Below are 15,329 nucleotides of genomic sequence, written 5' to 3' on the forward strand. Positions count from 1 at the left end.
CCCGTCAGGCTAAACAGGACGCCATGTTGACCATCGGCAAACGCGACGCAAGCGGCAACGCCGCCAAGGAGGCCGACCACCAGCCCCGCGTTGCGGTCGGCGAGGAGGGCGGCGTCCTCGGCTGCGCTTTCTCCGGCATCTGGACGACGACGACAGTGGCGCTGATCGACGCCGAGATGCGCAAGATCGAGCAGCGCAAAGGCTTCCAGACGCTCGCTTTGGATCTTTCCCACATCGAGAAGATGGACACCGCCGGCGCCTGGCTGATCGATCGCCTGGTCAGTGTCTTCGAAAAGAAGGGTGTCGAGATCAAGATGCAGGGGCAAAGCGATGTCGCCTCGATCCTGCTCGGCGCCGTTGGCGAAGCTGTCCGGCGCGAGCCCGAATCGCGCGGCGTCCGGCGCCCCAACATCATCCTCCGCGGGCTGGAGGCGGTCGGCCGCCGCATCTATGAGATGCGCGACGATTTCCTCGCCTCGATGAACATCCTCGGCGCCACCATCGGCGGCGCCCAGATGAAGCTCGGGCGCGGCCATGCCATCAATCCGGCGGCGATCTTCAACCAGATCGATCGCATGGGGGTCGGCGCCATCCCCGTGGTGGTGCTGATGTCGGCGATCGTCGGCGCCATCGTCGCCCAGCAGGGCGCCTACCAGCTCAATTATTTCGGCGCCAACATTTTCGTTGTCGATCTGGTCGGCGTGCTGATCCTGCGCGAACTCGGCGTGCTGATGACCGCCATCATGATCGCCGGCCGCTCCGGCAGCGCCATCACCGCCGAGATCGGCTCGATGAAGATGCGCGAGGAGGTCGACGCGCTGAAGGTCATCGGCCTCAACCCGATCGGCGTGCTGGTGTTTCCGCGCCTGGTGGCGCTGGTGATCGCGCTGCCCTGTCTCACCATCGTCGCCAATTTTGCCGCTCTTGGCGGCGGCATCCTAGCCGCCTGGCTTTATTCCGGTATTGCGCCGACGGCCTTCATCGACCGGCTGCGCGGCGCGATCGATATCAGCACCATCTTCGCCGGGCTGATCAAGGCGCCGTTCATGGCCATGATCATCGGCACCATTGCTTCCGTTGAAGGCATGAAGGTCGGCGGCAGCGCCGAATCGCTGGGTCTGCACGTCACCGCCTCGGTGGTGAAGTCGATCTTCGTCGTCATCATCCTCGATGGCCTTTTCGCCATCTTCTACGCATCGATCGAGTTCTGACATGATGCGCAGAAACTCAAAGGCGACCAAGGCTATGCAGGGAACGGGCGAAAGCGATATCGTGCTGTCGGTGCGCGACATCACCGTTGCCCTGGACGACAAGCTGATCCTCGACAAACTGGCGCTCGACATCAAGCGCGGCGAAATCCTCGGTTTCGTCGGCGCCTCGGGCGCCGGCAAATCGGTGCTGCTGCGCACGATTCTCGGCCTGCTGCACAAGCAGTCCGGCACGATCAAGCTGTTTGGTCTCGACCTCGAAAAGGCCAGCGACATCGAGCGGTTGCGCATCGACATGCGGCTTGGCGTGCTTTTCCAGCACGGTGCCCTGTTTTCGGCATTGACCGTGCAGGAAAACGTGCAGGTGCCGATGCGCGAATATCTCGATCTGCCGAAGAAACTGATGGACGAGCTGGCCTTGCTCAAGATCGAACTGGTCGGCCTGCCGCCGGACGCCGCGCAGAAATTTCCCTCGGAGCTTTCGGGCGGCATGATCAAGCGCGCCGCCCTGGCACGGGCGCTGGCGCTCGACCCCGATATCGTCTTCCTCGACGAGCCGACTTCCGGCCTCGACCCGATCAGCGCGTCCGAATTCGACGAATTGGTGGTGAAGTTGCGCGATACGATGGATCTGACGGTCTATATGGTGACGCACGATCTCGACACGCTGTTTACCGCTTGCGACCGCGTGGCGGTGCTCGGCAACAAGAAAATCCTGGTCGAAGGCACGATCGACGACATGCTGAAAAGCGAAGAACCGTGGGTCAAATCCTATTTCCGCGGAAAACGCGCTCGGCAACTTGATCTTGCCGCGCGCGCATAGACATAAGTGGGGCAATGGAAACCAGAGCCAACTACGTAATTGTCGGCATTTTCACCCTGGCTGCGATCCTGGCGGCGTTCGGGTTCGTCTATTGGACCGCCCAGATCGGTGATCGCGGCGAGACGGCGGAACTGCGCGTGCGCATTCAGGGTTCGGCCTCCGGCCTCGGCCCCGGCAGTCTGGTGCTGTTCAACGGCGTCAAGGTCGGGGTGGTCAAGCGCGTCTATTTCGACCGCAATGACCCCAATGCCGCCATTGCTACGACCGAGATCGACCAGACAACGCCGCTCACCAAATCGACGCAGGCCGATATCGGCATCGCCAGCCTTGCCGGCCAGGTCAACATCGAATTGAAGGGCGCCGATCCCAAGGAACCGAACCTGCTGGAAGAGGCGGCAAAGGAAGGCAGGACGGCCGAGATCATCGCCAATCCGTCAGCGGTCACCAACCTGCTGCAGACGGCGCAGAACATCTTCACCCGCGCCGACAAGGTGCTTTCCGACCTAGAAGGGTTCACCAGGGATGTGCGCGGGCCGCTGACCCAGACCGTCAAGAACGCCCAGACATTTTCCGATGCGCTGGCCAGGAATGCCGACGGCATCGACAAGTTCCTGACCGCCGTCAGCGCGCTGTCGGACGAGTTGAAGGGTGTTTCCGGCAAGCTCGACGGCACACTGAAGGCTGCCGAAGGCCTGCTCAATGCCGTCGACAAGGACAAGATCAAGAGCATCGTCGCCAATGTGGACGCCGTCACCGCCAATCTGAAGGAGACCAGCGGACAGCTCGACGGCGTGATCAAGAACGTCGATACCGCGGTCGGCTCGGTCAACGATTTCGCCAAGCGCACGCAAGGCACGCTGGCAAAGGTCGACAATGTGCTCGACGGCATCGATCCGGCACAAGTGCGCGTGGCGCTCGCCAACATTCAGAAGGCCAGCGAAAACGCCAACAAGGCCGCCGCCGACATCGCCAAGGTGACCGACAAGTTCGCCGACCGGGCCGACGACATCGACGAGACGATCAAGGACGCCAAACAGCTTGCGTCGCGCCTCAACGATGCCTCGGTGCGCGTCGACGGCATCCTGAAAAGGGTCGATACGCTGCTCGGTTCGGGCCAGGCCGACGGCGTCATGGCCGATGCCAGGGACACGCTGAAGTCGTTCAAGCAGGTCGCCGACACGCTGAACGCCCGGCTTGGCACGATCACCGACAATATTGCGCGCTTCTCGGGCCAGGGCCTGTCGAATGTCGAGGCGCTGGTCCAGGACAGCCGGCGTTCGATCAGCCGCATCGAAGAGGCGGTGACCGATCTCAGTCGCAACCCGCAGCGCATCCTGTCGGGCGGCGACGGCGAGGTCCGGCAGTTCGATGGCAGGGCACGGCGTTGACTTCCGTGCCCGCCCGCAGCAATTACATGGACCGCGGATGCGGATTCATCATACGATCCGGGGACAGTGGGGATCACGCGTGACGTTCGGGTTGGGTGGGTATAGATCGGCAGTCGTTTTGCTTGGCTTGACGCTGGCTGGTTGCGCGGCATTGGGAGGCAAGCCGGCGCCGCTCGATACGTTCGAGCTGTCCGCCCCGTCGATCGACGCCCATGGCCACAGCCGCCGCCAGATCCTGATCGCCCAGCCCTCCGCGCTCAAGGCGCTGGACAGCCAGAACATCGTCATCAAGCCGTCAGATCGCTCGATCCAGTATCTCAAGGGCGCGCAATGGGCCGACCGGCTGCCGCTGATCGTGCAGGCGAGGCTCGCCGAAACCTTCCAGCGCTCCGGAAGCTTTGCCGGCGTCGGCAAGCCGGGCGAGGGGCTGGCGATCGACTACCAGGTGATCGTCGAGATCCGCTCCTTCGAAGTCCGCGTCAATGGCGGCGAGCATGCCGAGGTCAATCTCTTCGTACGCATCCTGAACGACCGCAACGGCGAGGTGCGCGCCTCGAAGAGCTTTACCGCATCCGCTCCCGTCTCCGGCAGCGGCAATCCGGCCTATGTCAACGCGCTCGACAGCGCCTTCGGCGAGGCGGCGAAGGATATTGTGGGCTGGACGGATTCGGTGATCTGAGCCGGTCGAGGCTTCGAACGATCGTTCGTCGCGTTAAGCCATCACTCGACCAAATATCGCAGGTTCGCGCTGACCCTCATTGCGCTGCCGGGCATTTCTCCCCGTATAGTGACGAAGAGAAAGAACGCCATCGCCAATGATTTCGCCAATTGTCACCGTCGCAGTATGGGCGGCGAGGCTGATGCCATCTCCCTTCACCCCGTCGCTATACGGGAGAAGGTGCCGCAGGCGGATAAAGGGCAGCGCAGACCGACATTTTGCACACAGAAAAGGCGGGAACTTCCCGCCTTTTCTGTGTCTGTGGTGTCGCCTCAATCAGTGCAAACGGCCGCTCGCATGGGCCAGCATGGTGTAGACCTTGCCGGTGTCCGACGTCAGGTAGGTCTGCGCCATGATGTTGTCGCGGTCGTTGCGCGAGACGTCCTTGAGCAGCTTCTCGAAATCGTCGCAGTAGCGGTCGACAGCGGCGCGGAACTCCGCCTCTGCCTGATATTTGCGGCGGATTTCGTCAAAGGTCTGCTGGCCCTTGAGCGTGTAGAGGCGGCGCGTGAACACGTCACGCTCGCCGCGCCGGTAGCGGTTCCACAGCTCGATCGAGGCGTCGTGGTCGATCGCCCGGGCGATATCGACCGAGAGCGAGTTGAGCGACTCCATGACATGCAGCGGCGAGCGCTGGGCGGGAGTTGCGCGCGGTGCTTCCGCGGGCGCTGCCGGCCTGGCGACTTCCTCCTCGCGCGATGCCCCGGTCAGGAGATCGCGCACCCACCCGCCTTGCGGCGTGCGGGCGTTGGCGTCGCGCTGGCGCGGTGCTTCGGCAGGGCGTTCGATATCGAGCGTGCCACGCAGGCCGCCGAGCGGCGCCTGCGGAGCAGGGCGCTCCGGCTGTGGCGCCGGCGGCGGGCGGCGTACCGGCTCGGCCGGGCGCTGCACTGGCGCCTGCGGCGCCGGGCGCAGGGCGCGCGGTTCGGCATTGTCGCCGCCGCGTCCCGATTTCGCAACGATGTCCGAAAGTTCCTTGAGCGCGTTGATCTGCTCGGCAACGGCACGGCGGATCGCCGAGGTCGATTCCTTGGCCTCTTCCGGCATCTCGATGACGCCCTTCTTGAGCTCGGCGCGGGTGAGGTCGAGCTCGCTCTTGATCGAGCTTGCGGTGCGCCGCATCTCCTCGGTCGCATCGGCGAACCGGCTGGTTGCCGAATCGACCACTTCCGTTATGGCGATGCGGATCTTGTCGGCTGATGCCAGCGTCTTGCCTTCGGCATTCTGCATCGTCTGGCCGACAAGGTTTTCGAACGAACGCATCACCTTCTCGAGGTCTTCCGACTTCTTGACCAGGCCGACGGCGAGATCTTCGAGCGACGATTGCCGCTCAAGCGTGTGCTCCAGATTGCTCTGCGCCGAGCTCAACAGATCCGAAGCCGAGGACAGCAAGCGGCTGTGCTCGTCGAACTTGGTGGCGATCGAGGCCACTTCGCGCAGGGTCGACGACGACAGTTCGGTAAGCCGCGTCGTGTTCGAATCGACCAGGCGTGCCGAGCTGGCGAAGGTCTGCGCGGCCTTTTCGGTGGTTGCCGCGAAGCTTTGCGTGCTGCCGCTCAGACGTTCGTCAACCTGGCCGAGGTTGATCGCCGCCTGTTCGATCAGCTCACCAAGCTGCGAGCTGGAGACGCTCATGCGGCCGATGAGGTCGGCGACGCTATCGGCGAGCGACGAGCGCGCGCCTTCGACGGCCGACAGCGTTTCGGCGGTGCGGCTGGCGAGCGCGTTGACGAGGGCGGCATTTTCGCTGCGCAGCTTCTCGGTCGCGCGTTCGGTGACCTCTTCCATGCTCTTTTGCAGTTCCGAGCCGCCCTGGGCGAAGCGCTCGACCAGCGGCCGCGCGGTTTCGTCCAGGATCTTCGCCATCTCGGCCGAACGCGCCGCCAGCATCGTGTTGAGCTCGCGGGTATTGGTGCCGATTGTCTTGGCAGCGTCGTTGGTGCTTTGGCCGATGTGCTGGCCGACCGCGGTAAAAGTCTCCGCAATCGTGTTGGCGCGCGAGATCAGCTGAGCTTCTGCGCTGGAAACCTGCTCGTTGAGCTTCTGGCCCATCGTCTCCGTCGTATAAAGAAGGCGGTTCTCGACGTTGGCGACCTGTTCCTCGACGCGCGAAGCTGCGGACGCAACGCTCGCGGCCAGCCGCTCATCGGCGCCGGCAAGAGCCTGCTCCATCTCGCGGGCGTGGACGGCAAGTTCCTGGCCGGTCTGGCGTGCACGTTCGGCAACACGCTGCTCGGTGCTGGCGAAGGCGCCGACGATGTTGTCGGCATGCTCGCCGATCGTCGAAGTGGAGTCGGCGATGCGCGACACCAGGCGGTGATCGGCCTCGTCGAAGATGCGGCTGATCTCGGTGGCGCGGGCTGACAGCGCGTCCGAACCCTCGGCGATGCGCGAGATCAGCTGTTGGTCGGCGGCGTCGAAGATGCGGCCAAGGTCCGAGGCGCGGGCGGCCAGCGCTTCGGCGGATTCGCCGATGCGCATGCTCAGCCGCTGGTCGGCACCCTCGAAGTTACGCAGGATGTCGCCGGCGCGGTCGGCCAGCGACTGCGCCGTCTCGACCGCGCGGGCGACCAGCTTCTGGTCGGCGGCGTCGAACGTGCCGGCGATCTCGCCGGCGCGGGCAGCCAGCCGTCCGGCCGTTTCTTCGGCGCGGGCGAGCAGCGAGTTCGACGTCTCGTCATGCCGGGCAAGCAGCACGCTCGTCGTGTCTTCGGCGCGAGCAAGCAAGGCATTCGTCGTATCCTCGGCGCGAGCAAGCAGGGCGCTCGATGTGTCCTCGGCACGGGCGTGCAGACGGCGATCCGCGTCCTCGAAGGTCCGGGCGATGTCCTCGGCCCGGGCCAAAAGGGCGGCCGAGGTCTGCTCGGCACGCTCGGCGATCTTGCGGTCGGCATCACTGAAGGCAGCACCGGCCTGTTCGTGCAGCGCGCTGGTGACTTCCATCACCTTCTCACGGAGCGCGCCGGCAACGAAGACGGCGCTCTTTTCAAGCACGCTGCGGACATTGTCGACACCCACCGACAACGCGCGCTCCATGGTTCCGGCGCGCTCTTCGATGATGCCGGTCTGCTTGCTGAAGGCCTGCTCGATTTTCTCGACATCGGCAGCGATTGCCGCCGAGATATCGGTGCTTCTGCCGGCAATCTGGTCGATATGGCCCGACAGCGAGCGGTCGACATCCTTACGAATGTCGGCGAGCTTTGCCAGATCGTCTTCCAGCGCCTGGGTCAACATGTTGCGGCCTTCGGCCAGCTTGCCGACATGGCCGGCGATGATGTCGTCAACCTCACCGCGGCTTGCCGACAGCTTCTGCAGGTCGGCTTCCAGCGCACGTTTCAGGATGTCTCGCCCCTCGGCCAGCTTCTCGACCTGGCCTGCGACCAGTCCGTCGATGCTCGACCGGCTCTCGGCCAGCTTGGCGAGGTCGTCCTCGAGAGCCTTCGACAGCGTCGCGCGATCCCGGACGAGCTTGTCGCTGTGACCCTCGATCAGGCTGTTGACATTTTCCAAATCCGCTTCCAGCACCCGTGCGAACTCGCCACGGTTTTCGCTCAGCTTCTGCGACTGGTCGGCAATGGCGCTCCTGATCGCATTGAGATCGGCTTCGAGCGCCCGTGTGAGGATGTCGCGGCCCTCGGCGAGCTTCTCGACCTGTCCGGCGACCAGCCCATCGATGTTGGAGCGGCTCTCCGCCAGCTTGGCGATGTCGTCTTCCAGTGCCTTTGAGAGCGCCGAACGGTCCTGGACGAGCCTGTTTTGATGATCGGCCATGATGCCGCTGACATTGTGCAAATCGTCGTCAAGCGCCTGAGATAGCGTCGAACGATCCTGGACAAGCCGGCTCGAGTGGTCGGTGATCAGGCTGTTCACGTTCTGAAGGTCATCCTTAAGCGCCTGGGATAGCGTCGAACGATCCTGGACAAGCCGGTTCGAGTGGTCGGCGATCAGGCTGTTCACATTTTGCAGGTCGGCCTCCAATGCCTTGGAAAGCTGACCGCGCTCGTCCGCCACCTTGTCGGAATGATCCGCGATGGCACCCTTGATGGTGTTGAGGTCGGCTTCGAGCGCGCGCTTGAGGATATCGCGGCCCTCGGCCAGCTTCTCGACCTGGCCGGCGACCAGCCCGTCGATGCTCGACCGGCTCTCGGCGAGCTTGGCGAGGTCGGCCTCGAGCGTCTGTGACAACAGGCCACGATCGTCGGCAAGCCGGCTCGAATGGTCGGAGAGCAGGCCCCTGATGCCGGATAGGTCGTTCTCCAGCGCCTTGCTGAGTTCGGTGCGGTCCTCGGCCAGTTTCGCCGAGTGGTTCTCGATCACGCCCTTGATGCCGATAATGTCGTTTTCGAGCGCCTTGGTCAGGATGGCGCGGCCTTCGGCGATCTTTTCAACCTGGCCGGCGACCAGCCCGTCAATCGAGGCGCGGCTGTCGGCGAGCTTGCCGAGATCGGCTTCCAGGGCGCGCGACAGAATGTTGCGGCCTTCGGCCAGTTTACCGACATGTCCGGCGACCATTTCGTCGATGATCGTACGGGCTTGCACAAGTTTTCCGGAGTCTTCATGCAAAGCCTGGTTGAGCCGGTTGCGGCCTTCTTCAAGCCGCTCGAGATGGCTGCCCAGCGACGCGTCGATGGCGGCGCGCGACTCGTTGACCTTGCGCAGATCCTCTTCCAGGGCGCGCGAGATCAGGTTGCGGCCTTCGGCCAGCTTCTGCACCTGGTTGGTTACGGCCGCATCGATGCCGGCACGGCCCTCGGCGAACTTCGCCAGGTCCGCCTGCATGGCAGCCGCCATGCGTTCGCGGCTTTCGGACAGCTTGCGGCTGTGGTTTTCGACGGCGTCCTCGATGCCGACACGGGCATCGGCAAGACGCTGGATGTCGGTGTCGAAGGAGCGCGACACGACATGGCGGGCGGCTTCCATGCGGCCGGCGAAATCGCTGGCGCGGGCTTCGAGCATCGACGAGGTCGACGAGACGATGTCGGCCATGTCGGCGCCGATCTGGGTCTTGCCCTGATCGATCATCGCCGACAAATGATCCTTGCTCTCGGCAAAGGTGTGGGCGATCTCGCGGGCGCGCTCGACCAGCGTTTCGTTGATCTGGCGGGCGCGCGCCTCGAGCGCGGCGTTGAGCTTCTGCGTGCCGGTATCGAGTGCTTCGGCGCGGGTCTGGAATTCGCTGATCAGCGCCTGGCCGCGCTCGGCCAGCGTCCGCTCGATGCCGTTCAGGCTGGACTCGAATTCCGAGCTCAGGGTGCGGGCGGCGCCGCCGAGCAGCGACACCATACCGGTGGTGCGGTCGTCGAGCAGGTCGGTCAGCGACCGGGTCAGGCCGTCTGTGGTGTCCGTCAGCTTGGCGATGCGGGTGTCGAGCAGCGAAGCAAAGGCTTCGCCCGATGTCGACAGCCTGTCGGTGATTGAATCCAGCCGGGTTTCGACGGAATCGAAGATCGACATCGAGCTTTCATTGATGCGGTCGATCAGCGTGTCGCCGGAATTCGTGATCGTCATCGACAGCTTGGTCGACGCGTTGAGGATAGAGTCGCGAATAATGTCGGAGGCGGCGCCGATCTCGTCCTTCAGCGTTTCATGCGCGCCGGTGATCGAGGCGCGCACGCGCTCGGCATGAGTGACGACGGCTTCGCGCTCGCTGCCCAGCCCGTCGACCAGCGACCGGATGCGCGATTCATTCTCCGAATAGGAGCGTTCGATCTGGTTGACCTCGCTGTGGACCAGCGTTTCGAGCTCGACGGCGCGCGCCAGCGTGCGCTCAATGCCTTCGCCCATCGCCGCCACTTCACGGCGAACGGCCTGGCCGATCATCATCACGCGGTCTTGGGCGAGGTTTTCCGGCTCCGCCAAGCGGAAAGCCACCTCCGTCATCGACTGCGCGGCAATGCGCATTTCCTGCGCGCGGCGGATCATCGCCGCGAAGGCCCAAAACAGGACGACCGGTATGATTGCCGCGATCGCCAGGCCGATCAGTTCAGGGCGGGCCAGGATTTGATCGAACGTACGAATTTTCCAGATGCTGGGGCCAAACAGCAGATTGGCGAGGCCGCCGGCGCCGGCGATCCAGGCCAGCGACACGAACGCCACGACCCAATAGATCGTGCTCGACGCGCGCCGGTTGAGGCTGTGCAGCAGCGTCTTGTAATCTTTCTGGCGGTCATCGTTTGCCGGCTTGAAGCCGGCTGGCTGAGCGCTGTTGCGCGATTCGACCGGGCGCAGCTCGGCGGGCTTGGCTGCCGGCTTCGCACTCTGGTTTTGTTGGACGGGCGCGTTTTGAGCGGGGGCGGGCTTCTGGGGGCGGCCTTCGCGCGCCAGTTCGTCCGCGGCCTGCGATATCTGCGCTTCCAGATCTTCCATCGACGCCGCGATATCGAGATCGCCGCTGCCGTCTCCGCTGAGATCGAGGTCTAGTGCCTTTTCGAGTTCCCTGGCTACGTCGCTGTCGAGAGTTCTGGTCGTCGTTGGTTTCTTCGCCATGCCTTCGCTACCCTGTACTAGCTGCCGAGGGACTTCTTATTTTTGCCTGATTCTGGCTCGTCTTATCCCACGCAGGAGGCTGAAAATGGACCTTCGTATCGTAATGACACACAGGGGTAAAGAAAACATGCATTCCGCGAGATACGTAAAACTTTAAATATAAGGTTAACGACAACGTGATCTAACCGCCTCAGCGGCAACAATTTTCCAGCCCATTCATTAACGCGTTGGCGACGGAAATCGCCTAGTTTTTTCGGCGATCGGCACAAGGAGTTTCAAATTGGTACGCGGTGAAAGCGGCATTGCCTTCTCAATGCCGGGCGGCGATGCGTCGGGACCGGCCCGTTCGCGCCCAGTGGATCTGGCCCATCTGGCCCGTCAGACAATGGGCGATCGCGCCCTCGAACAGGAGGTATTGGCGCTGTTCGTACAGCAGGCGCTTTCCGTCCGCGACAGAATAGTCGATGCCGATGTCAGGGAGCGACTGCTTCTGGCGCATGGGCTGAAAGGTTCGGCGCGCGGGGTCGGCGCCTTTGCCATCGCCGACTGCGCCACCTCGATCGAACAGCAGCCGGAAGATGCGCGCATCCTCAAGCGCCTCGGCACCCTGATCGAGGAAGTGCGCGATTTCATCGCCGCCATCAGCCGGTAATGGCTGCCGCTCGGCAGCGGCCACCGGGATGAATCGACGGGGCCAGGGCGTGCTTTGGCCAGCTTTCCGAAAAAACGTCACAAAGCGGCGCTTTCGCGCCGCAGTTGACTTGTCCGGTGGAGTGATTATCTCGGCTGGGACTCCCTTCAGGTGACAAATGACCAAGCTGACCTTCATTGCCCATGACGGCACTCCTTTCGATGTCGAGGCCGAAAACGGCTCGACCGTCATGGAGAATGCGATCCGTAGCGCGGTGCCGGGCATCGAGGCAGAATGCGGCGGCGCCTGCGCCTGCGCGACCTGCCATGTCTATGTCGACGAAGCCTGGACGGCCGAGGTCGGCGCGCCGGAGGCGATGGAAGAGGACATGCTGGACTTTGCCTATGACGTCCAGCCGAACTCGCGCCTGTCCTGCCAGATCAAGGTGCGCGACGCGCTTGACGGCCTCGTCGTGCGCGTGCCGGCTCGCCAGGGTTGATCTCCCGTACCATCTGATTTTTCCCGCCGCCGCTTGGCAGCGGGCCAATGCTCATGCAGTCTCGCGCCAGTTTCGCCCCAGTCTGACAATGAGGCTCGCCTGGCATGACCGATGTAATCAAGACGGACGCACTCATCGTCGGGGCGGGTCCGGTCGGCCTGTTCGCCGTGTTCGAACTTGGCCTCTTCGACATGAAGTGCCATCTGATCGACATCCTCGACCGACCGGGCGGCCAATGCGCCGAACTCTATCCGGAAAAGCCGATCTACGACATTCCAGGCTGGCCCTCGATCTCGGCGCAAGGGCTGGTCGACAGACTGCTGGAGCAGATTCACCCGTTCAAGCCGGATTTTACCTTCAACCGCATGGTCTCCAGCCTGGAAAAGCTTGACGACGGCTCATTTCGGGTCACCACCGACGAGAACGAGGTGTTCGAAGCCAAGGTGGTGGTGATCGCCGCCGGTGGCGGCTCGTTCCAGCCCAAACGGCCGCCCATTCCCGGCATCGAGGCCTATGAGGGCAGGAGCGTCTTCTATTCGGTGCGCCGTATGGAGGAATTCCGCGGCCACGACCTCGTCATCGTCGGCGGCGGCGATTCCGCACTCGACTGGACGCTGAACCTGCAGCCGGTGGCAAAAAGCGTGACACTGGTCCACCGGCGCGCGGAATTCAGGGCGGCGCCCGACAGCGTCAACAAGATGTATGCCATGCAGGAGATGAAGCAGCTGGAGTTCCGGGTCGGCCAGGTGAGCGGCCTGACCGGCGCCGACGGCGAGCTGGCCTCTGCTACCATCAAGGGCGGGCCTGACGGCGACATCGAGGTGCCGTGCACGCGCATGCTGCCGTTCTTCGGCCTGACCATGAAGCTCGGCCCGATCGCCGAATGGGGGCTCAACCTTCATGAGAACCTCATCCCGGTCGATACCGAGAAATTCCAGACTTCGGTGCCAGGCATCTTTGCCGTCGGCGACATCAACTGGTACCCAGGCAAGCTGAAGCTGATCCTGTCGGGTTTTCACGAGGTGGCGCTGATGGCGCAGGCCGCCAAGCGCATCATCAGCCCCGGTGAGCGCATCGTCTTCCAGTACACGACGTCGTCGACCAGCCTGCAGAAGAAGCTCGGCGTCGTGGAGTAGGTCCTACAGCGCTTTCCGGATCACTCCACCAGAACGACCGGCGCCTCGGCCTCGTCGCGGCCGCGCAGTGACTTCTCCGGCATCAGCGCCAGCGTCATCAGCGCCAGCACGAGCGTGACGGCCGCGGCAAGGAAGATCATCATGAAGGGCGTCGCCGAGACGATCTGTCCGGCAGCCGGCGCGCCTTCGCCGGCAAGCGGCAGGCCATAGCCGAGCGCGACGGCGCCGAGCATGGCGACGCCGAGCGCGCTGCCCAGCGAACGCAGGAAGGTCAGCACGCCGGTGGCAACGCCGAGATGCGCGCGGTCGACGGCGTTCTGCACCGATACGGTGGCGACCGGGAAGGTGGTGCCGCTTCCAAGGCCGATGCAGATGGTCAAGAGCTCGACCACCAGCAGCGAGGCGCGGCCGGCGACCAGGCTGAGCACGCCAAGACAGATAATGGCGAAGAGAACGCCGACCATGGCGATACGCTTGTAGTGGAAGAAGCGCGGTATCGTGCGGCCGCTGAAGGTCGCGCCGGCGACCGTTCCGAGCAGCAGGCCGAGCATGGCAAGGCCCGACTGGCTGACCGACAGGCCGATGATCGACTGCAGATAGACCGGCAGGTACACCGACAGGCCGATATTGGCGGCCTGCAGCAGGAACATCGACGCCGTGCCGGCAAGCACGATCGGATTGCTCAGCACTTCAAGCGCAATCAGCGGCTCGGCCGCACGCATCAGCCTGAGCGCGAACGCACCCCAGAAGACCGCCGAACAGGCGAGCAGGCCGACGATCTCGCGGGAGACCCATGGATAGGCGCTGCCGCCCCAGTTGAGGGCCAAAAGCAGCAATGCCGTCGCCACCACCAGAAGCAGCGCGCCCGGCGCGTCGATGCGATGCCGCTTTGCGGCGACCGGCAGTTTGCGCAGCGGCTTGTTGATGATGGCCATGGCCAAGATGCCGAGCGGGATATTGATCCAGAAGATCAGCGACCAATGCAGATGTTCGGCAAATCCGCCGCCGAGCAAAGGCCCGGCGATGCTGGCGACAGCCCAGGTGCCCGAAATCCAGGCGGCATAACGCGCGCGTTCACGCGGCGGCACGAGGTCGCCGATGACGATCTGCGCCAGGGCGAACAGGCCGCCGCCGCCCGCACCCTGGATCGCCCGGCCGACAACCAACACGAACATGTTGGGGGCCATGGCGCTGACCAGCGATCCCAGAAGGAAGATCAGGATCGCCGCATAGACGGTCGGCCGGCGGCCATAGACGTCGGAAATCTTGCCGTAGAGCGGCGCCATGGCCGTCGCCGTCAGGAGATAGCCGGTCACGATCCACGGCAGGTAGTCGGCATGGCCGAGCGAACGCCCGATGGTCGGCATGGCCGGCGCGACGATTGTCTGGTCGAGCGCCGCCAACAGCATCGACAAAAGGATGCCGGCGATGATGACGTTCTTCTCGCTTTCCGTCAGCGGTGCGGCGGGAGGCAGCCTAGCCGGCTTGTCGACAGCCTGGTCCATATCATTTCATCCATAAAGTTTGAGAGCGATTGCGCGGCGCCAAATGGCCGCTCCGCTACGCGCCGCCTCAATTGGTCTTGATCTGGTGTTTCGAAGCTCGCGCCTTGCCAGCCTGACATATCTTGCGAGCCTGACATATGTCGTCCCGTATAGGCCGATTTCGACCTATGCCCGAAAATTTTCTGGGGCTGGCCTCATGTTTCGGCAGAATTGGCTTGGTATCGCCGTGTTTCAGCCGGGCGGAAGCTGGCCGTTCTCGACGCGCTGCATGCGGTAGCGCAGCAGCCGCAGGATGCGGCTTTCGAAATTCACGCCTTCCACGCGGTCGAAGCGCAATTGGTCCTGGTCATGCCTGGCGAGTTCGGCCGCGGTGATCTGCGCCGCCTTCGCCTTTGCCCCGGCGCAGGTCTTTTGCGCAAAGCTCGCGTTCAGCGCGTCTTCGAGCATCGGCCGTGGTTCTTGGCGATCTCGACATGACGCTCCTCATGGCGCTTGATGTCGGCCGACAGGGTGTCCCAGAACAGCCTGACATCGGGATCGGCCTTGCGCGGCCTGCGCCACTCCGGAAGGATGACCTTGACCTTGACGGTAACGGCGGCCTTGGCGATGCGGCAGGTGTCTGCGGTTTGCGCGTAGCTGATGCGGGTGGTGAACGCCATCTGGGTGGCGCCTGGATGCCGCATCCCGGTGCTTTTCACCTCGGGTCCATGCTTCGACAATTGCGTCTCGATGTCATCGAGCGTGCTGCCGCCGATGGCAAAATAGCTGTAGGTCTTCACCAGATTGGCAGCATTCGCCGGCAGGACGGTCAAAGCCAGCATCAGGGCGCAGAGCAGGGGTCGTTTCATCATGTTGCCTCTTCACTCACCTTGCTTTACGGCCGTTGCCGGCGCAACGGAATTGATCTTCCACCGATCACGCATCGTTGATGGATT

The 15,329-nt window shown here is 63.7% G+C and carries 9 protein-coding genes and 1 pseudogene; 7 read left to right on the forward strand and 3 right to left on the reverse strand.

Annotated features, from left to right (window positions below; translation table 11 throughout):
- Window positions 1-23: 23 nt before the first annotated feature.
- The 4 genes from NKJ78_RS03070 to NKJ78_RS03085 are packed head-to-tail and all read left to right on the forward strand — an operon-like array spanning window position 24 to window position 4,098.
- Window positions 24-1,211 carry an MlaE family ABC transporter permease gene (locus tag NKJ78_RS03070; protein ID WP_023708615.1) on the forward strand — a complete coding sequence of 396 codons (1,188 nt, stop codon included), beginning with the start codon at window positions 24-26 and terminating at the stop codon, window positions 1,209-1,211.
- Window position 1,212: 1 nt separating this feature from the next.
- Window positions 1,213-2,031: an ABC transporter ATP-binding protein gene (locus tag NKJ78_RS03075; protein ID WP_023694175.1), complete on the forward strand. Its 819-nt coding sequence runs from the start codon at window positions 1,213-1,215 to the stop codon at window positions 2,029-2,031.
- Window positions 2,032-2,045: 14 nt separating this feature from the next.
- On the forward strand, window positions 2,046-3,419 hold the full coding sequence (locus tag NKJ78_RS03080; protein ID WP_023715969.1) for an MlaD family protein: 1,374 nt from the start codon (window positions 2,046-2,048) through the stop codon (window positions 3,417-3,419).
- Between the two features lie 37 nt (window positions 3,420-3,456).
- A complete protein-coding gene (locus NKJ78_RS03085; RefSeq protein ID WP_444849047.1) occupies window positions 3,457-4,098 on the forward strand; it encodes an ABC-type transport auxiliary lipoprotein family protein in 642 nt (213 codons plus the stop codon).
- 315 nt (window positions 4,099-4,413) lie between these two features.
- Here NKJ78_RS03085 and NKJ78_RS03090 read toward each other — a convergent pair whose 3' ends face one another.
- Window positions 4,414-10,623, reverse strand: a complete 6,210-nt coding sequence (locus NKJ78_RS03090; protein ID WP_352562337.1) for a kinesin — start codon at window positions 10,621-10,623, stop codon at window positions 4,414-4,416.
- Between the two features lie 313 nt (window positions 10,624-10,936).
- On the opposite strand from NKJ78_RS03090, the gene NKJ78_RS03095 reads away from it, so the two are divergent.
- From NKJ78_RS03095 to NKJ78_RS03105, 3 genes are all read left to right on the forward strand, one after another.
- Window positions 10,937-11,275: an Hpt domain-containing protein gene (locus NKJ78_RS03095; RefSeq protein WP_023688665.1), complete on the forward strand. Its 339-nt coding sequence runs from the start codon at window positions 10,937-10,939 to the stop codon at window positions 11,273-11,275.
- Between the two features lie 157 nt (window positions 11,276-11,432).
- Complete coding sequence (locus NKJ78_RS03100; RefSeq protein ID WP_352562338.1) at window positions 11,433-11,753, forward strand: 2Fe-2S iron-sulfur cluster-binding protein; 321 nt, start codon at window positions 11,433-11,435, stop codon at window positions 11,751-11,753.
- Between the two features lie 104 nt (window positions 11,754-11,857).
- Window positions 11,858-12,889 (forward strand): NAD(P)/FAD-dependent oxidoreductase, encoded by a 1,032-nt coding sequence (locus NKJ78_RS03105; RefSeq protein WP_023673506.1) that lies wholly within the window; start codon window positions 11,858-11,860, stop codon window positions 12,887-12,889.
- Window positions 12,890-12,909: 20 nt separating this feature from the next.
- On the opposite strand, the gene NKJ78_RS03110 is transcribed toward NKJ78_RS03105, so the two are convergent.
- Window positions 12,910-14,394: an MDR family MFS transporter gene (locus NKJ78_RS03110; RefSeq protein ID WP_352459405.1), complete on the reverse strand. Its 1,485-nt coding sequence runs from the start codon at window positions 14,392-14,394 to the stop codon at window positions 12,910-12,912.
- 231 nt (window positions 14,395-14,625) lie between these two features.
- A pseudogene (locus NKJ78_RS03115) lies at window positions 14,626-15,245 on the reverse strand (DUF922 domain-containing Zn-dependent protease).
- Between the last annotated feature and the right edge of the window lie 84 nt (window positions 15,246-15,329).

The organism is Mesorhizobium sp. M0037, assembly GCF_040323635.1.
Classification (GTDB): domain Bacteria; phylum Pseudomonadota; class Alphaproteobacteria; order Rhizobiales; family Rhizobiaceae; genus Mesorhizobium.

Coding starts and splice junctions, on each gene's coding strand:
- NKJ78_RS03105 (WP_023673506.1), top strand. CDS start 11,858: ATGACCGATGTAATCAAGACGGACGCACTCATCGTCGGGGCGGGTCCG.
- NKJ78_RS03070 (WP_023708615.1), top strand. CDS start 24: ATGTTGACCATCGGCAAACGCGACGCAAGCGGCAACGCCGCCAAGGAG.
- NKJ78_RS03100 (WP_352562338.1), top strand. CDS start 11,433: ATGACCAAGCTGACCTTCATTGCCCATGACGGCACTCCTTTCGATGTC.
- NKJ78_RS03095 (WP_023688665.1), top strand. CDS start 10,937: ATGCCGGGCGGCGATGCGTCGGGACCGGCCCGTTCGCGCCCAGTGGAT.
- NKJ78_RS03110 (WP_352459405.1), bottom strand. CDS start 14,394: ATGGACCAGGCTGTCGACAAGCCGGCTAGGCTGCCTCCCGCCGCACCG.
- NKJ78_RS03075 (WP_023694175.1), top strand. CDS start 1,213: ATGATGCGCAGAAACTCAAAGGCGACCAAGGCTATGCAGGGAACGGGC.
- NKJ78_RS03090 (WP_352562337.1), bottom strand. CDS start 10,623: ATGGCGAAGAAACCAACGACGACCAGAACTCTCGACAGCGACGTAGCC.
- NKJ78_RS03080 (WP_023715969.1), top strand. CDS start 2,046: ATGGAAACCAGAGCCAACTACGTAATTGTCGGCATTTTCACCCTGGCT.
- NKJ78_RS03085 (WP_444849047.1), top strand. CDS start 3,457: ATGCGGATTCATCATACGATCCGGGGACAGTGGGGATCACGCGTGACG.